This is a genomic window from Phyllobacterium sp. MT110 (assembly GCF_058792715.1).
The window spans coordinates 583,541-602,392 of the sequence record NZ_JBXAFE010000001.1 but is presented as its reverse complement, the minus strand read 5'-3'; the positions used below and the strand labels follow the sequence as shown (position 1 = coordinate 602,392).

General features: G+C 60.2%; 18 protein-coding genes. 10 read left to right on the top strand and 8 right to left on the bottom strand.

The genetic code is table 11. From position 1 onward, the window contains the following. The first annotated feature begins 25 nt into the window (after window positions 1–25). The 5 genes from uvrC to AC1Q5O_RS02960 all read left to right on the top strand — a co-directional run bounded on the left by uvrC (window position 26) and on the right by AC1Q5O_RS02960 (window position 3,923). Window positions 26–2,053: an excinuclease ABC subunit UvrC gene (gene uvrC / locus AC1Q5O_RS02980; RefSeq protein ID WP_223612359.1), complete on the top strand. Its 2,028-nt coding sequence runs from the start codon at window positions 26–28 to the stop codon at window positions 2,051–2,053. A gap of 111 nt (window positions 2,054–2,164) precedes the next feature. After that, a complete protein-coding gene (gene pgsA / locus AC1Q5O_RS02975; RefSeq protein WP_223611225.1) occupies window positions 2,165–2,749 on the top strand; it encodes a CDP-diacylglycerol--glycerol-3-phosphate 3-phosphatidyltransferase in 585 nt (194 codons plus the stop codon). A 4-nt stretch (window positions 2,750–2,753) separates the two neighbouring features. After that, window positions 2,754–3,011 (top strand): molybdopterin converting factor subunit 1, encoded by a 258-nt coding sequence (gene moaD, locus AC1Q5O_RS02970; protein WP_346306802.1) that lies wholly within the window; start codon window positions 2,754–2,756, stop codon window positions 3,009–3,011. 4 nt (window positions 3,012–3,015) lie between these two features. After that, window positions 3,016–3,495, top strand: a complete 480-nt coding sequence (locus AC1Q5O_RS02965; RefSeq protein ID WP_492561853.1) for a molybdenum cofactor biosynthesis protein MoaE — start codon at window positions 3,016–3,018, stop codon at window positions 3,493–3,495. Then, window positions 3,492–3,923, top strand: coding sequence for an META domain-containing protein (locus AC1Q5O_RS02960; RefSeq protein WP_492561852.1), 432 nt, complete (start codon window positions 3,492–3,494; stop codon window positions 3,921–3,923). The genes AC1Q5O_RS02965 and AC1Q5O_RS02960 overlap by 4 nt, the downstream gene beginning before the upstream one ends. A 66-nt stretch (window positions 3,924–3,989) precedes the next feature. Here AC1Q5O_RS02960 and ndk read toward each other — a convergent pair whose 3' ends face one another. After that, a complete protein-coding gene (gene ndk / locus AC1Q5O_RS02955; RefSeq protein ID WP_077114036.1) occupies window positions 3,990–4,412 on the bottom strand; it encodes a nucleoside-diphosphate kinase in 423 nt (140 codons plus the stop codon). Between the two features lie 246 nt (window positions 4,413–4,658). Further along, entirely contained in the window at window positions 4,659–5,351 is a 693-nt protein-coding gene (locus AC1Q5O_RS02950) for a glutathione S-transferase family protein (RefSeq protein WP_492561851.1), read from the bottom strand. A gap of 371 nt (window positions 5,352–5,722) precedes the next feature. On the opposite strand from AC1Q5O_RS02950, the gene AC1Q5O_RS02945 reads away from it, so the two are divergent. Continuing rightward, on the top strand, window positions 5,723–7,621 hold the full coding sequence (locus AC1Q5O_RS02945; RefSeq protein ID WP_346307791.1) for an ABC-F family ATP-binding cassette domain-containing protein: 1,899 nt from the start codon (window positions 5,723–5,725) through the stop codon (window positions 7,619–7,621). A 191-nt stretch (window positions 7,622–7,812) separates the two neighbouring features. On the opposite strand, the gene AC1Q5O_RS02940 is transcribed toward AC1Q5O_RS02945, so the two are convergent. Then, entirely contained in the window at window positions 7,813–8,103 is a 291-nt protein-coding gene (locus AC1Q5O_RS02940) for a GIY-YIG nuclease family protein (protein ID WP_346307792.1), read from the bottom strand. A gap of 242 nt (window positions 8,104–8,345) precedes the next feature. Then, window positions 8,346–9,773: an MFS transporter gene (locus AC1Q5O_RS02935; protein WP_492561850.1), complete on the bottom strand. Its 1,428-nt coding sequence runs from the start codon at window positions 9,771–9,773 to the stop codon at window positions 8,346–8,348. Between the two features lie 118 nt (window positions 9,774–9,891). On the opposite strand from AC1Q5O_RS02935, the gene AC1Q5O_RS02930 reads away from it, so the two are divergent. Then, the gene (locus tag AC1Q5O_RS02930; RefSeq protein ID WP_492561849.1) at window positions 9,892–10,527 is read left to right on the top strand and encodes a helix-turn-helix transcriptional regulator; all 636 of its coding nucleotides are present in this window, start codon (window positions 9,892–9,894) and stop codon (window positions 10,525–10,527) included. On the opposite strand, the gene AC1Q5O_RS02925 is transcribed toward AC1Q5O_RS02930, so the two are convergent. The 4 genes from AC1Q5O_RS02925 to AC1Q5O_RS02910 all read right to left on the bottom strand — a co-directional run bounded on the left by AC1Q5O_RS02925 (window position 10,506) and on the right by AC1Q5O_RS02910 (window position 13,805). Beyond that, complete coding sequence (locus AC1Q5O_RS02925) at window positions 10,506–11,051, bottom strand: GNAT family N-acetyltransferase (RefSeq protein WP_223611232.1); 546 nt, start codon at window positions 11,049–11,051, stop codon at window positions 10,506–10,508. The genes AC1Q5O_RS02930 and AC1Q5O_RS02925 overlap by 22 nt on opposite strands. 2 nt (window positions 11,052–11,053) lie before the next feature. Beyond that, entirely contained in the window at window positions 11,054–11,644 is a 591-nt protein-coding gene (locus AC1Q5O_RS02920) for a hypothetical protein (RefSeq protein ID WP_492561848.1), read from the bottom strand. 3 nt (window positions 11,645–11,647) lie between these two features. After that, window positions 11,648–12,097 carry a DNA polymerase III subunit chi gene (locus tag AC1Q5O_RS02915; RefSeq protein ID WP_492561847.1) on the bottom strand — a complete coding sequence of 150 codons (450 nt, stop codon included), beginning with the start codon at window positions 12,095–12,097 and terminating at the stop codon, window positions 11,648–11,650. A 211-nt stretch (window positions 12,098–12,308) separates the two neighbouring features. Further along, window positions 12,309–13,805 carry a leucyl aminopeptidase gene (locus tag AC1Q5O_RS02910; RefSeq protein WP_492561846.1) on the bottom strand — a complete coding sequence of 499 codons (1,497 nt, stop codon included), beginning with the start codon at window positions 13,803–13,805 and terminating at the stop codon, window positions 12,309–12,311. A 269-nt stretch (window positions 13,806–14,074) separates the two neighbouring features. Between AC1Q5O_RS02910 and AC1Q5O_RS02905 the strand changes: the two genes are divergently transcribed. Genes AC1Q5O_RS02905 through AC1Q5O_RS02895 form a run of 3 tightly spaced genes read left to right on the top strand, consistent with a single transcriptional unit; the run spans window position 14,075 to window position 18,718 of the window. After that, a complete protein-coding gene (locus AC1Q5O_RS02905) occupies window positions 14,075–15,286 on the top strand; it encodes an LptF/LptG family permease (RefSeq protein WP_492561845.1) in 1,212 nt (403 codons plus the stop codon). Then, on the top strand, window positions 15,283–16,371 hold the full coding sequence (gene lptG / locus AC1Q5O_RS02900; RefSeq protein WP_464659817.1) for an LPS export ABC transporter permease LptG: 1,089 nt from the start codon (window positions 15,283–15,285) through the stop codon (window positions 16,369–16,371). Before AC1Q5O_RS02905 ends, lptG begins: the two co-directional genes overlap by 4 nt. 1 nt (window position 16,372) lies before the next feature. After that, complete coding sequence (locus AC1Q5O_RS02895) at window positions 16,373–18,718, top strand: LPS-assembly protein LptD (protein WP_492561844.1); 2,346 nt, start codon at window positions 16,373–16,375, stop codon at window positions 18,716–18,718. The last annotated feature ends 134 nt before the right edge of the window (window positions 18,719–18,852 follow it).

Sequence of the window (18,852 nt, the reverse complement as noted above, 5' to 3'; positions counted from 1 at the left end):
AGGGAACGCGGAGGATACCGATGTGATGCTGGATGATGACGGTCCGCTCGCCGAGGAAAACAGCGAGCCGATCCGCGATGTCGCGGCGCTGATCAATGCGATCGAATGGGATTCCAGCGTCGAGAGCGATGGGACGAGCGGTGCCGATGTCATCGGCGAACTGGTCAAGCGGCTGCCCAACAAGCCCGGCGTCTACCGCATGTTCAACGGCGACGGCGATGTGCTCTATGTCGGCAAGGCCCGCAACCTGAAGAAGCGCGTTTCCAACTATGCGCGCGGTCAGGGCCACAACAACCGCATCGCCCGCATGATCCGCGAAACCATGAAAATGGAATTCGTCGTCACCCGCACCGAGACCGAAGCGCTGCTGCTGGAAGCGAATCTCATCAAGCGCTTGCGCCCGCGCTTTAATGTTCTGATGCGGGACGACAAGTCGTTTCCCTATATCCTGCTGACGGCGCCCAAGCAGACCGACCGGCGGCTGGCGCCGGGTATTTTCAAGCATCGCGGCGCCCGCTCCTCGAAGGGCGATTATTTCGGCCCCTTTGCCTCGGCGGGTGCTGTCGGGCGCACGATCAACGCGCTGCAACGCGCCTTCCTGCTGCGCACCTGCACCGATTCGTTCTACGAAAACCGCACGCGTCCGTGCCTGCTCTACCAGATCAAGCGCTGCTCGGGTCCCTGCACCGGTGAAATCAGCGAAGCGGATTATGACGAGCTGGTCACCGAGACCAAGGCGTTTCTGTCCGGCAAGAGCCAGGCGGTGAAAACCCATCTGTCCGATGCCATGCGCGAAGCCTCCGCCGAACTCGATTTCGAGCGCGCGGCGGTCTATCGCGACCGCCTGTCTGCTCTCTCCCACGTCCAGTCGCATTCGGGCATCAACCCGCAATCGGTTGAAGAGGCCGACGTCTTTGCCATCTACCAGGACGGCGGCACCACCTGCATTCAGGTGTTCTTCTTCCGCACGGGCCAGAACTGGGGCAACCGCGCCTATTATCCCAAGGCCGACTCCTCGCTGTCGAGCGCCGAGGTACTCGGGGCCTTTCTGGCGCAGTTCTACGACGACAAGCCCTGCCCCTCGCTGATCATGCTGTCGGAAACGGTTGAGGATCAGGAGCTGCTCGGTGTTGCCCTGACGGCGAAATCCGACCGCAAGGTGACGATCACCGTGCCGCAGCGCGGCGAGAAGAAGGATCTTGTCGAACACGCGCTCAGCAATGCCCGCGAGGCGCTTGGCCGCCAGCTGGCCGAAACCTCGTCGCAGTCGCGCCTGCTCAAGGGGGTCGCCGAAACGTTCGGTCTGGAAAAAACACCGCGGCGCATCGAGGTCTACGACAACTCCCACATCATGGGCACCAATGCCATCGGCGGCATGATCGTCGCGGGCCCGGAGGGTTTTGTCAAAAACCAGTACCGCAAGTTCAACATCCGCTCGACCGAGATCACGCCGGGCGACGATTTCGGCATGATGCGCGAAGTGATCGAGCGCCGGTTCAGCCGCCTCGTCAAGGAACACGGCACGCCGGAAAACAAGGACATGCCGGATGCACCGGCGGACGAGGAGATCGATGAATTCGACGAGGAGTCCGATGCCTTCCCCGCATGGCCTGATATCATCCTGATCGACGGCGGACAGGGCCAGATGAGCGCGGTGCGCGGCATTCTGCAGGAGATGGGGATTGCCGACAAGGTGACGGCCATCGGCGTTGCCAAGGGCGTGGACCGCGATGCCGGGCGCGAGCGGTTTTTCATGGAGGGCAAGCAGTCCTTCACCCTGCCGCCGCGCGATCCTGTCCTCTATTTCCTGCAGCGGCTGCGCGACGAGGCGCACCGCTTTGCCATCGGCACGCACCGCGCCAAGCGCAAGAAGGAAATGGTCAAGAATCCGCTGGATGAGATCGCCGGGATCGGCCCTTCACGCAAACGTGCACTGCTTCATCAGTTTGGCACGGCTAAAGCTGTATCGCAGGCCGCTGTCGAGGATCTGATGAAGGTGGACGGGATATCGGAAGCAATGGCCATCACCATTCGCGATCATTTTCGCACCTAGTTTGGTTTACTTATTGAAATCGGGACACAATTGCGCCCGACTCCGGAATGATGAGCTTGACGTTTGGCGGACAAGCCCGTTTGATCGGCACTGATTTGATTGGTTGGAAATATGCCCAAGAACAACGCCTACTCCTTGCCGAACCTGTTGACCTATGGGCGCATTCTCGCGGTGCCGCTGGTCGTGCTGTGCTTTTTCCTCGAAGGCAGCCTGCAATCCAGCGACGCGGCGCGCTGGGGCGCGCTGGCGATTTTCGCCATTGCCAGCATCACCGACTTCTTCGACGGCTATCTCGCACGCATCTGGAAACAGACCTCGACCATCGGCCGCATGCTCGATCCGATAGCCGACAAACTGCTGGTATCGGCCTGCCTTTTGCTGCTGGCGGCGGACGGAACCATTGCCGGCTGGACGCTGTGGGCGGCGATCATCATCCTGTGCCGCGAAATTCTCGTTTCGGGCCTGCGCGAATATCTGGCGGAACTGAAGGTCAGCGTGCCGGTGAGCCAGCTGGCGAAATGGAAGACGACGATCCAGATGTTTGCCGTGGCCATCCTTTTGGCGGGACCCGCCGGCGACAAGATCGTGCCGCATACGACGCAGTTCGGCATCGCCCTGTTGTGGGTGGCGGCCCTCGTGACACTCTATACCGGCTGGGACTATTTCCGTGCCGGCCTCAAACATGTGGTAGATTAGAGCCATGGCAGTGAAGCTTGTATATTTCGCGTGGGTGCGCGAACGCATCGGCAAGGGCGAGGAGATCATCGATCTCGCGCCCTCCATCGTGACCGTCGGCGATCTCCTGAGCCATCTCAAAACCCGCGGCGAGGAATATGAGGCGGCGCTGGAATATCAGGACGTCATCCGCGTGGCCATCAACCAGGAACATGTCGACCACAAGACGCCGATTGGCGGCGCACATGAGATTGCCCTGTTCCCGCCCATGACCGGCGGCTGAAGCCATGTCCAGCGCGATCCGACCGCGCGTCGCCATCCAGAGCGACGATTTCGATACGGCCGCTGAAATTGCCCGCCTGACATCGGGACGCCATGACATTGGCGCCGTCGTCACCTTCAGCGGGCTGTGCCGGGATGAAGCCGGGACGCTCCAGGCGCTGGAAATCGAGCATTACCCCGAAATGGCCGCCCGCGAGATCACCCGCATTGCCGGGGAAGCGCTCGGCCGCTGGCCGCTGACGGGCCTGACGGTCATCCACCGCTATGGCATGATCAGACCCGGTGAGAACATCGTGCTGGTCGTGGCTGCCTCCGCCCATCGCCGCGCCGCCTTTGACGCTGCCGCCTTCCTGATGGATTATCTGAAGAATGCCGCACCCTTCTGGAAGAAGGAACACCTTGTCAGCGGTGCGGCGAGCGGCTGGGTCGAGGCCAAATCGACCGATGCGGCGGCGCTTACGCGCTGGCAGGAGATTGAGAAATGAGACGGCTTGCCATTCTGTCACTCTTCATCGGCTTCGCCGGCGTGATCGCGCTGTTCGGCCTGTCGTTCAAGGCACACAGCGAAAGCCGCGTGCCGGTCATTACCGATGTGTCCTGGCTGGCGGAAGACATCAATGGCGGCGGCGTCATCGACTTCGCCCAGACAACCCTCACGATCGGCCGTGACGGTGCGGTGAGTGGTTCCGGCGGCTGCAACCGCTTCATGAGCAAGGCTGTGGTCAAAGGCCGCAAACTCACCTTCAAGCCGGCGGCAGCAACGCGCAAGCTCTGCCCGCCTGCCCTGATGGATCAGGAACACAAGTTCTTTGCCATCTTGGAGCGCACCCGTGCCTTCCGGCTGGTCGATGGCAAGCTGACGCTGCGCGATGCATCGGGCAAAACCATTGCGCAGCTGGCGCGGCAGGACTGAATTCACAGCCCTTTAAAACAAAAAAGCCGGGAAAATCCCGGCTTCTTGCTGTCTCAGCTGAAACAATCAGCCGACGACTTCCGTACCGGAGAACCAGTAGGCGATTTCTTCTGCGGCTGTCTCAGGCGCATCGGAACCGTGAACCGAGTTTTCGCCGATCGACAGGGCGAATGTCTTGCGGATCGTGCCTTCGTCGGCATTGGCCGGGTTGGTGGCGCCCATGACTTCGCGGTTGCGCGCAATGGCGTTTTCGCCTTCCAGAACCTGGACGATGGTCGGTGCGGAGGACATGAATTCAACGAGTTCGCCGAAGAAAGGACGTTCCTTGTGAACGGCGTAGAAGCCTTCGGCTTCGCGGCGGCTCATCCAGACGCGCTTGGAAGCAACAACACGAAGACCAGCCTCTTCCAGCTTCTGTGTGATGGCACCGGTCAGGTTGCGGCGCGTCGCGTCGGGCTTGATCATCGAGAAAGTGCGTTCAATCGCCATGGAATAAAACCTTGTCGTTAGGGGAATTGGATGGCGGCTCTATAGCGTCAGGCAGCCCCTTTGCCAAGGGGCTGTGCCGAGAAACAGGCAATGGCATGGTGCGTGGTTCGACAAGCTCACCATGAGGGCGGTGGTTTGATTGCAAGGCTCATCTCAGATGTTGCAGAATATACCCCCTGCAATCCTCAATCTCCCTCACGGTGAGCCTGTCGAACCACGCACAACCCTGCTGCCCAAATTGCAGACCTATGCAGCAGCACTGATCTCGCGGGCAATGCCGCCATGCAGATCGAGGCAGCGCTCGAACCAGTCATGCACCGGATCCTTCTCATCCAGCAGCTTGAACGGCGTCAGCACCCGCACCCACTGGAACGCCCCGAACACGATATAATCGCTGAACAGCGGGCCCTCGCCGCCGATGAACGGCTGTGACAGCAGCATCTTGCGCAGGGGTTCGAGGCTCTTGGTGAAGGCGTCGTGCCTGGCATCACGTTCGGCAGCCACCGCCTCCAGCGGACGGCCGAAGATTTTCTCGCGGCTTTCGCGGAAATAGGCCTGGTTCGGCGCATCGAGAATATCGTGCACCGGCATGAGGATGACGAGATTCAGATAGGGATGCAGCGTCATCTGCGACCAGCCCTCGACGAAGCGGGCCATGGCCCGGCCACCCTCGCCCTTGAACAGCGATGGCCGGTCGGGATAGGTGTCTTCCAGATACAGGGCGATCTCGAAGGAATCCGCCACCCGCTTGTCGCCATCGCGGATGATGGGCACCTTTGGCGAGAACGCGCCTTCGAGTTCCGGAATGCCCTTGAACGACACGCGATTGCGGTTGAACGGCAGGCCCTTATGGGCCAGCGACATTACGGTTTTCCAGCAATGCGGGCTGAATGGCCTGTTCAGATCCGTACCGACGAGTTCGTGCAGAATGATTCCCATGGGAAGGCGCCTCTGTTTGGATATTATGGCAGCAAGACTGACGCATTTCGGCGGAAAGTCAATTTGCTGCAACAGCATTTTCGCATGCGCGCCGCCTATAATCCGCGATGAATTGCCCAACCAGCGTGCGTGGTTCGACAAGCTCACCATGAGGGACTTGGGCAGATTGCAGGGAACCAGTTCTGCGACGCATCAGATTGGCCTTGCACCAAACCACCTCCCTCATGGTGAGCTTGTCGAACCACGCACCTCCTGACAAGCGTGCCCAATCGGACACAGATATCGCCTAACCCGACTTTCCCGCGCAATCGGGCGATATCTGCTGCATGCACGGCTTGCGAAAAGCGCATTTCCCGTGCAAAAGCGCGGCCATGCTTATTCTCAACGACATATCCGTGCGTATGGCCGGACGCCTGCTGATCGATCACGCCAACCTCAACCTGCCGTCGGGCACGAAGGCGGGACTGGTCGGGCGCAATGGTGCGGGCAAATCCACCCTGTTCAAGGTGATCACCGGCGAGATGCCAGCGGAAACCGGCGATTTCTTCCTGCCCAAGAACATCCGCATCGGCCAGGTGGCGCAGGAAGCGCCGGGAACGGAAGATTCCCTGCTCGAGATCGTGCTGGCCGCCGACCAGGAGCGCACCGCCCTTCTCGCGGAAGCCGAAACCGCCACGGACCCGCACCGCATCGCCGAAATCCACATCCGTCTGGTCGATATCGACGCGCATTCGGCCGAAGCGCGCGCCGGTGCGATCCTCTCCGGCCTCGGCTTCGATTCCGAAGCGCAGAAGCGCCCGGCCTCGTCCTTCTCCGGCGGCTGGCGCATGCGCGTGGCGCTGGCGGCCGTGCTCTTCGCCGAGCCGGACCTGTTGCTGCTGGACGAGCCGACCAACTATCTCGATCTGGAAGGCACGCTGTGGCTGGAGGATTATGTCCGCCGCTATCCGCACACGGTCATCCTGATCAGCCATGACCGCGACCTTCTCAACTCGGCCGTCAATTCGATCATCCATCTCGACCAGACCAAGCTGACGCTGTGGCAGGGCAATTACGACCAGTTCGAACGGCTGCGCAGCGAAGCGCTGGAGCTGCAGCAGAAGCAGCGCACCAAGCAGGAAGCGCACCGCAAGCACATGGAGGCCTTCGTCGAGCGTTTCCGCGCCAAGGCGTCCAAGGCCAAGCAGGCGCAGTCCCGCCTGAAGGCGCTGCAGAAGCTGAAGCCGATTTCGTCGGTCATCGAAGACCATGTGGCGCCGTTCCATTTTCCCGAGCCGGAAAAGGTGGTGGCATCGCCGATCATCGCCGTTGAAAGCGGTGAAGTCGGCTACACGCCGGGCAAGCCGGTGCTCAAGCATCTCAACCTGCGCATCGATGCGGATGACCGTATTGCGCTGCTGGGTTCGAACGGCAACGGCAAGTCGACGCTGGCCAAGCTGATCAGCGGACGTCTCGCGCTGCAGAGCGGCCGGATGACGGTGGCGCCGAACCTGAAGATTTCCTTCTTTGCCCAGCACCAGCTCGACGATCTGGTGCCCGAGGACAATGCCATCGAGCATGTGCGCAAGCTGATGCCCGATGCGCCGGAATCCAAGGTGCGCGCCCGCGTCTCGCAGATGGGTCTGGCCACGGTGAAGATGAACACGGCGGCAAAGGACCTTTCCGGCGGTGAAAAGGCCCGTCTTTTGATGGGGCTTGCGACCTTCCAGGGTCCGAACCTGCTCATCCTGGACGAGCCGACCAACCATCTGGATATCGACAGCCGTGAAGCGCTGATGCATGCGCTCAATGATTTCGACGGCGCCGTGATCCTGATCGCGCACGACCGGCATCTGATCGAAGCCACGATGGACCGGCTCTGGCTGGTGCGTGATGGCGCGGTTGCGCCCTATGACGGCGATCTCGACGCCTACCGTTCGCTGGTTCTGGCCGATGCCAAGGCCGAGCGCTCCGGCAACAGCAAGATCAACGCCGATGACGGACAGAAGCTGACCAAGGCCGAGCAGCGCAAGCTGTCGGCGCAGAAGCGCGAAGCGCTGAAGCCGCTGCAGAAGAAGATCCAGGAAGCCGATGCCATGGTGCAGCGCTTCCAGAAGAAGATCGAGACCCTGCAGGACCAGCTGGCCGATCCGGTCATCTACAGCCGCGAGCCGGCCAAGGCGACGCAAATCGGCAAGGAAATCGGTTACGCCAAATCCTCGCTCGCCCGGGCGGAAGAGGAATGGCTGACGCTGTCGACCGAATATGAAGAGGCGATGGCGGATCTGTAATCGGATCGTTACCTCTCCTTACCGTGGTGCGTGGTGCGTGGTTCGACAAGCTCACCATGAGGGAAGTGAGTTGACTGCAAAGCTGATCTTAGACGTTGCAGAATAGAGTTCCCTGCAATCCCCCACCTCCCTCATGGTGAGCTTGTCGAACCACGCACCACGCACCAGCCATATGCAGCCGGTTTAACTGTTCAAATTTTGCTGCGGTTTTTTGAGAGTTGAGACAGGCGTTCATAATCCAATGCGATCAGCGCCTGCTTTTTCACGCGTGACCACCCCTTGATCTGGCGTTCCCGTGCTATGGCATCAAGGATACGGTCGTAAGTCTCGGTGAAGACAAGTTGGACAGGGCGGCGGCGTTTTGTGTATCCATCGCAAATTCCTGCATTATGTTCCCAAACGCGGGCGTCAACGTCCTGTTTCGTTAGCCCCGTATAATATGATCCATCCGAGCACAGCAGAATATAGACTGTGACCTCCATGCCTGGCTCTCCATATGCGGCGCTGAATGCTAGGAAAACGGATCACAACAGGCAATTCGACAAAAGTTGCAATATGCACAGTGCGTGGTTCGACAAGCTCACCACGAACCACCACTCCTCCTCACCAACAGCAAAAATCGCAAGAGAGGGGATTTGCAGGTCGAAATCCTCCCCTCTCCTGGATTTTCCGGATCGTCCGGAACTGTCGCCCGCCCCTCGTCAGGGCGGGCTTTTTCGTGCCGCTACGGCAGATCGGCGGCGAACACCGTCTTCCTGCGCAGCGGCAGGGCGAAACCGGCGATCATGGCGGCAAGGCCGATCATCGTCGAGACGGCAAAGATGATCATCGTCGCGTCGCGCAAGGCTTCGGGGCTTGTTGCCTGGGGATAGCTGGCGGCATTGGCGACCAGACCGGCCACCGCAGCCCCGATGGCGTAACCGGCGGATTGCAGCGTCGGCAGGAGAGCGGAAGCCCGGTCGCGCTCGCCGTCGCGCGCCGATTCCATCACGCTCTGGCTCAAAAAGCCCCAGCTGACCCCGAACCCGGCGCCGATGCTCATCTGGCCGATCAGAACGACAATGGGCAGATCGGCGGAGAAACCCAGCACGAGAACCGCAAGTCCCGTCACCAGCAGTACCGGTCCGAGCCGGATCATCCGCGACCGGCGGCGCGGGTCCTGCACATTGGCCACCAGAATGGCAATGGCGCTCCAGGCGACGGCAAAGCTGGCGCTGAACGCACCGGCCATGGTCGGGCCATAGCCCCAGAGATTCTGCAGGGTCATGACGAGATAGACCGAGGTGGACGCCTGGGCGACGGGCATCAGCAGCACGATCCACAGGCCGATGCCGACCATTGACGTCAGGGCAAAGGCGTCGGACGGGAACAGCGGCGTGCGGCTGCGGCGGTCAACCGCAACGACGGCAATGAGAACGGCCGCAGCGCCGGCGACACACAGGACTTCCAGCGTCAGCGTCTGCATGATGCCGGCAAGCGCCACCAGCATGATGCCGCCGCCAATCGCCCCCAGCCGCAGGAAAGGCACGGACAGCGGTGCGGCTTCGGCCGCCGAACGCGGTACGATGCGGAACACCAGCGCGATGAAGATCAGCGCCATGGGCACATTGACCAGAAACGCCGCGCGCCAGGATACGGTTTCCGTCAAAAGCCCGGCAACCAGCGGACCGCCGAAGGCCGCGATGGCCCAGACGACGGCTTCGGCGCCAAACACTTTTGCCACCAGGCGCGATGGGAACAGGTCGGGAATGAGGGCATAGCAGATGGCGGCGATCACGCCCTCGCCCAGCCCCTGCAGGGCGCGGCCGACAAGCACTTCCGTCATCGACGAGGCAAAGGCGGCAATCAGCGTGCCCGCGAGAAAGACGATGGCGGCCCCGACCAGCGCCCGGCGCGGGCCGAGCCTGCCCTTCAGCAGCGCGCCGCTGGCACCGCCGACAATGGACAGGACGAGATAGAGCGTGAAGGCCCAGGAAATCAGCTTCAGCCCGCCGATCTCGCGCACCGCCGTCGGCAGGGAGGTGGAAACGAGAAAGCCGTTGAAGGCAAACAGCGCCACGCCGAGGCAAAGCGTCGTGGTCGCGGCGGAAAACTGCGGGGTCAACAGCTCGGACCAGCGGGCATCGCTGGCTGTATCGTCGGGGTCATGCATGGCGTCACCTCAATTAAATAAGTTTTATGTTTTTATATTCCGCTTAATAAAATAAGCAATCGCTTTTTAAAAAGAATTTTGTTACATTGCCGATATGCAGGATCGAACGACAAATCGCATGCTTTATTCCCTGAAAGTCGCCGGCGCGCAGACCGCCGCGTCCCTGGCGGATCGCCTCGGCATTACCTCCGTCGCGGTGCGGCAGATGCTGGGACGGCTGCATGAGGACGGCCTCGTCGCCTTTGAAGACAGCCGCGAGACCGTCGGCCGCCCGAAACGCTTCTGGCACCTGACCGAGGAAGGCAACGGGCAGTTTCCCGACAATCATGCGGCGCTGACGGCCGATATCCTCGCATCCGTGTCAGCCGTGTTCGGCGATGCGGGGCTCGACAAGCTGATCGCGCACCGCGAAGCCGCCACGCTCGACCACTATCGCACGCAACTCGCGGACGCGGGCTCCCTCGAGCAACGGGTGCAGCGTCTGGCGGAAATACGCTCCGCCGAAGGGTACATGGCGCAAACCACCCGGGATGCGGCGGGTGCGCTGGTTCTGGTGGAAAACCACTGCCCGATCTGCGTGGCCGCCAGGGCATGCCAGAAACTGTGCCGGTCGGAGCTTGATGTGTTTCAGGCGGCGCTCGGTCCCGAGGTCGAGATCAGGCGCTTCGAGCATATATTGAAGGGCGCCCGGCGCTGCGCCTACCGGATCACGGAAAGGCCGGGGGACAGCCCTCAGCTGGCAATGAAGCTGTAGAGCATCGGGCTCATATAGCCTTTCCCGACGCGCCAATAATCGCGCATCGGCCCGCCCTCGCATTGAAAGCCGAGCCGTTTGGCCAGCCGGATTGAAGCGGTGTTGTCGGGATGGATGATCGCCGTGATGCGATGCGCCTTCAGATGGGCCACGCAGTAATCCATCAGCGTCTTGACCGCCTCGCTCATCAGTCCCTGCCCGTGCCACTCGCGGCGCAGGATGTAGCCGATTTCAAGCCGGTGATTGCTGACCTCGCGGTGATGGTAGTTCACCATGCCGATGCATTCGTCCGTGGTCCTGTCGGCCACCGCCCAGGCCATCGAATCGTAGGGCGATGTGGTCTTTGCCAGGATGCGCAGGCATCGCCGCGTTTCCTCCATCGTCGTGCAGGCGGTGAAGCCCCAATACTGTGTCAGCGTTTCGTTCGCGAGGCAGGCGTGCAGTCCGGCTTCATCGCGGCTTTCGAACGGACGCAGGCGCAGGCGCGGCGTCAGCAATGTCGGGCAGGCATTGCTCGGCGACACGATCATCGTCCCCATTTGGGCGCTGGCGGCGTGCTGTTGGGGTTGGCGTTGCGGCGTCCCAGGCGGATCAGGCCGAAAATGCTGACGGCGATCATGGTCAGGCCAGCCGGAACGAAGCGCTTGTCGATGCTCACCGCCCCCTTGCGCAGGACGATATCCACCTGCGCCACTTCGAGGCCATCGGCATCGCCGGGTCCGATCCTGAACGTATAGTCGCCCGATACCACGGGATCGATATCGCCGATCCGGTCGCGATAGAAACGCGGCCCCTGCGGCGATCCCCGGTTGGCGGCCTGCGCATTGACATAGGAAAGCGTCTTGACCAGCACATCCCGGCCGTCCCGCGATACGACCGAGGTCAGCGCGGTGCGCCCTTCGGCCGGAATGAAACTGCGCAGCGGCTGCATGTCGGCAAAGATCCGCACCGGGCCATCGCTGGCCTTCAACGAAACCGTCACGGGTTTGTACGGCCCGGGCCGGTCAAACACCCGCCACGACCCCAGCTCGCTGCCGGAAAAATTATAGGCGTACCAGGGATAGCCAATTCCAAGCGCCACACCGGCGAGCAGGAGCAACAGCAGCAGCTTGCGCATCTCTCAGGCCTTCTTTTCCCAGCGGCCCTCGGCATTCTGCTGCCAATAGGTCAGCGTGTGTCCCGCGGCCTTCAACTGCTTCCACTGCTCTCGCGCCTGTTCGAGCTGCATCTGGTCGTGCCCGTCGAACATCAGCACCAGCCGTTCATAGGCTTCGACATGCACCGGAACCGCGCCATCCACCAGAAAGCGCACTGTGGCCCCGTTCGGATTGCCCTCGCCCGTGGTCAGTATCACCGGCTGCTCCTCCGGGTGCGGCTCCTGATCCGTGGCATGGGCCAGAAACGACGCATCCGACCAGGTCCACAGATGATTGTCGAGACTGTCGCGCCGCTCCTGCGATCCGGTCTGGATGACCACCTTCCACTGGCGGCTCAGCGAGCGCTCGACCAGACCCGGAAGCGCGTTTTCCAGCGTCGATTCAGTCAGGTGGTAGAAGAGGATTTCGGTCATTGTCTCTCTTGGCTCAAAAACGCGCCAGTGTCACTTCGTTCAAGCAGGCCTTGACCGATTCGTCAAAGAATGGGTGGTGCGTGGTTCGACAAGCTCACCATGAGGAATGTGATTTGGTTGCAATGCCAATCGCGAGCGTCGCGGAACAAGGCTCCCTGCAATCCACTCCGTCCCTCATGGTGAGCTTGTCGAACCACGCACCACAGTCTCGTCAGCCTTCGAAATTGTCCTGGACCAGCCGGTCAAGCAGGCGGACGCCGAAACCGGACGCCCACGACTGGTTGTACTCGCTGGCCGGTGTGCCCATGGCGGTACCGGCGATATCCAGATGCGCCCAGGCCGTATCCCCGACAAACCGCTTCAAAAACTGCGCTGCGATGATGGCGCCGCCAAAGCGGGTGCCGATGTTCTTCATGTCGGCGTTCTTGGTATCGATCAGCTTGTCATATTCCGCGCCGAGCGGCATGCGCCACACTTTCTCGCCGGTCGACTGCCCCGCATCGAACAGCTGCGCCGCCAGCGTGTCGTCATTGGAGAACAGCCCCGCATGCGACTGGCCGAGCGCAACCATGATCGCACCGGTCAGCGTGGCGAGGTTGATCATGAATTTCGGCTGGAAACGCTCGTTGCAATAGTAAAGCGCATCCGCCAGCACCAGCCGGCCTTCCGCGTCGGTGTTGAGCACCTCGATGGTCTGGCCCGACATGGAGGTGACGATGTCGCCGGGACGCTGGGCGTTGCCGTCGACCATATTTTCAACGAGGCCGACGATGCCGACCACATTGACCTTGGCCTTGCGGCTTGCCAGCATGTGCAGGAGGCCGGTGACGGCGGCCGCACCGCCCATGTCGCCCTTCATCTCGTCCATGCCGGCGGCCGGCTTGATCGAGACACCGCCGGAATCGAACACCACGCCCTTGCCGACGAAGGCGATCGGCGCTTCCTTGCCCTTGCCGCCCTGCCATTCCATGATCGCAAGCCGTGCCGGGCGCACCGACCCCTGCGCGACACCGAGCAGCGAGCCCATGCCCAGCTTCTTCATGTCCTTGGGGTCGAGAATCTCGACCTTCACATCGAGCTTCTTCAGTTCCTCGATACGTTCGGCAAATTCAACCGGTCCGAGAATATTGGCGGGTTCATTGACGAGATCACGCGCCAAGATAACGCCTTCCGCCACGGCTTCGGCATTGGAAAAGGCCTTCTTTGCCGCCTGCGGATCGGCCACGAGAAGGGTGATCTTGGCCGAGGACTTGTCGTCCCGGCTCTCGTCATCCCGGCCCTTCTTCGTCTTGTACTTGTCGAACGTATAGGCGCGCAGCAGGATGCCGAGCGCGAAATCCGCGGCATTTTCACCCGACACGTCCGTATCCGGCAACGCCAGAACCACGGAAACATGCTTGGCCTTGCCGATCTTCGAGAAGGCGGAACCGCCCAGTTTCAGCCAGTCATCGGCTTTCAGCTTGGCCGGATCGCCGGCGCCGACCAGGACCAGGCGGTCAAGCTCGGTGCCGCCAGGTGCAAGCGTGCTCAGGCTCGCTGCAAGTTTTCCCTTGAAATCCGAGACATCGATGATACGCGACAGCAACGCCTGCCCGACGACAGATTCGGCTTCCTGCGCGGCCTTGCCTTCGGCTGCCAGAAGCAAAATTGCGGTTCCGTTTTCGACGGCAGCAAACTTTGCAAAACTGATGGATGGTCGTTTGGACATGATATCTCCAGATTGAACAAATTGTGACTTCCTAATTCATCAAAGTTGATGAATGAAGTGGGTAACGATAGGTATCGGGCGCTAACACCTTGTTAACCAGCTTTCTTCGCCTATTTTTAGCCAAGCCTGACTAGATTGAACATATAACGGGTTCGTCCCATAGTGCGGCAAAATAATGCCATGGATTGCATGGCATACATGAAATGGTCGTTCATCCGTGAGCGGCAAGTCGACAAACAAGGTGGCGGAACTCTTTTGCGAAACATGACATGCGCCTGATTGAGTATTACATCTTGCGACGCATCGTCGTCATGTTTCTGGCAGTCCTCCTGTCAGCAGTCGGCATTACGTGGATCGTCCAGGTCCTCGGCCGCATCAACTTCCTGACCACCAGCGGCCAGAGCTTCTTCTACATCCTGAAGTTCAGCTCCAACCTGCTTCCCGCCGCTTTTCCCGTCGTCATGCCGTTCGCGCTGGTCATTGCCGTGACGCAGACGCTGTCGACGATGAACCAGGATTCGGAACTCGTCGTCATCAACGCCTCGGGCGCGCCGCGCTCCACGGTCATCCGGCCCGTCCTGCTCTTTGCCGTCGTCGTCGCCGGTCTTTCATTCGTCATCGCCAATTTCATCGCCCCGTATTCGCAGATGAGCATGCGGCAGATGCTGGCCGACGCCCGCTCCGACGTGATCAATCTCGTCGTGCAGCAGGGCTCGTTCCAGCGGCTGGACAAGGATCTCTATCTGCAGATTGAAAGCCGCGATGCCAACGGCGCCATCAAGGGCCTGTTCGTGTCCGATTCGCGCGATCCGGTGACCGACCTCCTCTACTATTCGAAGGACGGCCTCGTCGTCGACAAGGGCAACCAGAGCCTCTTGGTCATGAAGGACGGCGAAATCGACCGCCGCGACGTGAAGACCGGCGATGTGTCGATCATCAAGTTCAACACCTATGCTCTTGATCTTGCTGAATTTTTGCCATCGGACGACAAGGACGTCACCATCTTCCCGAAGGATCGTCCGCTGAACTATCTGATGAACCCGGACCCGAACGATACGGTCTATCAGCAGAAGCCGCTGCGCTACACCTCGGAGCTGGCCAAACGGCTGACCGACTGGATGTATCCCATCGTTTTCGCCTTCATTTCGCTGGCCGCCGCCGCGGATTCGCGTTCGCACCGCGAGGCGCGCATTTCAGCCTCCTTCACGGCGATCACGTTGAGCCTGATCGTCTTCTGGATCAGCTATTCCAGCGGACAGGCTTCGGAAAAGAATGAAAACGTCATTCCCTTCCTCTTTGTTTTTCCGGTTCTTGTTACCCTGTCGGCCATCTATGCATTGGCGACGAATCGTCAGATCGGCATGCCGGCAAAGCTGGCAGACTTCTTCAAGAACGGGTTTTCGTCACCACAGGCGGCCCTTGCAGGTGTCAGGACAAAGCTGCTAAATCCCCGCTCCGGACGTGGAGCGCGTGACGAATGATAGGCTGGACACTCGGACGTTACTTCTTTCTCCGCTACGTGACGATCACCTGCTATTTCCTCATGGGAAGTTTTGCGCTCGCCCTCATCCTCGATTTCACCGAGCTGTCGAGCAAGCTGGCCGCCCTGCCGGAATATTCCTCCATTCAGGCATTCGGCCTGTCCGTGATGCGCATTCCCTACATCATGCAGCAGGTGTTTCCGTTCATCGCGCTGTTTTCGGCGATGACCACGCTGATCTCGCTCAACCGGAAATACGAGCTCGTCGTGGCTCGCTCCGTCGGTGTTTCGGCCTGGCAGTTTCTCCTGCCCGCCTGCACCGGCGCGTTTTTGTTCGGCCTTCTCGCCGTCCTGATCGTCAATCCCCTCGCCGCCTATGGCTTTGAGAAAAGCGAGGCCGTACAGGCGGCCTGGCGCAGCGGAAAAACCAACGATACAACCGATGCTCGCGTGCCGTGGCTGCGCCAGAAAACCGATGAAGGTGAGACCATCATCGGTGCCAAGGATGTCGTCAACCGCGGGTTGCGTTTGGTCGATGCTTCCTTCATCCGACTGGACAAGAACAAGGACATTATCGAGCGTCTCGACGCCAAAACCGCTGACCTGGAAGACGGCTACTGGCAGTTGACGGATGTAACGAAATTCGTGCTGGGCGAGACACCTGTTTCACCGGGCGATGTCCGCATCGCAACGCATCTTCGGCCTGAATTCGTTGAAGAAAGTCTGGCCCGGCCCGAGACAATTCCTTTTTTTGAGCTGCGTAACAAAATTGCCGCAGCTCGCTCTTTTGGCTATCCAGCCAATGCTTTTGACATGCATTTCCAGTCTTTGCTGGCTTTGCCTGCCCTTTTAATGGCGATGACCCTAATCGCCGCGACGGTTTCGCTGAAATTTGTTCGCTTTGGCCAATCTGGAACGATGATTCTGGGTGGCGTCCTCGCGGGCTTCGTGCTTTATGTCGTCACAGTTGTGGTCAAGGCATTCGGAAATGCGGGATTCGTTCCGCCTTTCGTTGCCGCTTGGACTCCGGTCCTGATCGCAACTTTTTTTGGGGTCTCCTTTCTGCTGCACAAGGAGGATGGTTAGAGTGGGATTGAATGTAACGCGCTCGGTGTTGCCGACGTGGCTCGCACGGCTTATGTGCGGGACGGCCGTGCTATGCCTTGCAGGCGGGATTTCGTTCCCGGCCTTGGCCCAGACAAATGATGCCCTCGCAGGTAATTTCAAGACGAATCCGAATGCGCAGATGCTGCTGGAATCGGATGAACTCGTCTATGATATCAATGCCAAGACGATTTCGGCCGTCGGCGGCGTGAAGATCGAATATGACGGCAACCGCCTCGTTGCCCGTCAGGTTACCTATGACCAGAAGACCGGCCGCCTGAAGGCCGTCGGCAAGGTCGAGATCGTCGAAAAGGACGGCAACCGCATCTATGCGGAAAATCTCGATGTCACCGACGACTTCAAGGAAGGTTTCGTCAACACGCTGCGCGTCGAGGCTGCGGATAACACGCGCTTCGCGGCGGAAAGCGCCGAACGCATCGGCGGCGAAATCACCAAGTTCAACAACGGTATTTATACCGCCTGCGAGCCCTGCCGCGACAAGCCGGGCAAGGCCCCGCTCTGGCAGGTGCGCGCCCAGAGGATCGTCTGGAACGGCAAGAACAAGACCATCCGCTTCGAGCGCGGACGCTTCGAGCTGTTCGGCATGCCCCTGGCCTTCCTGCCGGCGTTTGAAATCGCCGATCCGACCGTGAAGCGCAAAAGCGGTTTCCTGATGCCGAGCTACAAATACGAGACGAATCTCGGCTATGGCGTCAGTGTTCCCTATTTCTGGGCACTCGCTCCCAATTATGACCTGACGCTGACCGGCACCGGCTATACGAAGCAGGGTTTCCTGGCGGACGCGGAATGGCGGCATCGCCTCGAAAACGGCGAGTACAGCATCCGTGTCGCCGGCATCAGCCAGCAGAAGCCCGGTGAGTTCGCCACGACCGATGAGGTCGACCGGGACAATACCGGCCGCGGCATGATCGGTTCGAAGGGCTCGATTCGCATCAACCCGCGCTGGACCCTCGGCTGGGATGCGATGGTGCAGTCGGACAAGGCCTTTGCCTATCGCTATGGCCTCGAAGGCTATGCGGACTACAACAAGACCGACCAGATCTACCTGACCGGCCTGCATGACCGGAACTATTTTGACGTGCGGCTCTACAAGTTTCACGTTCAGGAAGGGTGGACCAATTCCAATCCTGCTTCATCTGAACAGAAGCAGCCCTGGGTTCTGCCAAGTCTCGACTATGCCTATATCCCCACCCAGCCTCTTGCCGGCGGCGAGTTGAACTTCAACTTGAACGTGCAGGCGCTGTATCGCGACAAGGTAGATGCCAATGCGGGATACACAGGTCTGCCGCGCTCCGGCTATCTCGCCGGTATCAAGGGCAATGATGGCCGTATCACCGGCGAGGTCGAGTGGAAGCGTACATTCATTACCGATAGCGGCCTTGTCCTGACACCCATTCTTGCCCTGCGCGGCGATGGCATGTATGTCGACTCGAGTTCTCCTGGCGTCACCCGCGACCAGGCCTTCCGCGGCATGGCAACCGCCGGGCTCGAAGCGAAATACCCGATCCTGTTCACGGCGGCCAATTCAACCCACGTGCTTGAACCGACGGCACAGCTCTTTGTCCGCAACAACGAGCCCTATGCCGGCCAGATGCCGAACGAAGATGCGCAAAGCTTCGTCTTCGATGCCTCAAGCCTGTTCGAACGGGACAAGTTCTCCGGTTACGACCGCGTCGAGGGCGGCACACGCGCCAATCTGGGTATTCGCTATTCCGGTACGTTCAACAACGGCCTGTCGCTCAACGGCATTGCCGGTCAATCGTTCCAGCTTGGCGGCGTGAATTCCTTCGCCTCGCAGGATTTTGTCAATGCGGGCGCAGAATCGGGACTGGAAACAGCACGTTCCGACTATGTTGCGATGATCGGCGCCAACTACGGCGCCTACACGCTGACGACGGGCGGCCGCTTCGACAAGGATACGTTCGAGGTTCATCGTGCCGAAGTCGCAGCGACGGGCGCCGGCAAATACGGCTCGGTTTTCGGGAAATACGCATTCATCGGCGCTCAGCCCACCTATGGCTTCACCGAGGACAGGCAGGAAGTCACCCTTGGCGGCACGGCCAAGCTGACACCAAACTGGCGTCTTCTCGGCTCGGGCACCTACGATATCGTGCATGACACACTGGTGAAGCGCACGGCAGCGATTGCCTATGACGATGAGTGCTTCACCTACCAGATGTACTATACGCAGCAACGGCCCATCACCGGCACTGGTACAGCCGGCGAAACGACAACAACATACGGTTTCCAGATCTCCTTCCGCACGCTGTGGGAATTCGGCAAGCCTGTCGATATTGGCGGCATTTGATTATTTCTTTTCAACTGGCCGCCCTTGCGGCCAGTCATGCTTTTGCCTTAGTAAAACGGCAATAAGAACGGAAATGAATCTCACAGGAATGGATTTTACCGGTCATTTTTGTCAAAATGGTCAAAAGAGATCCA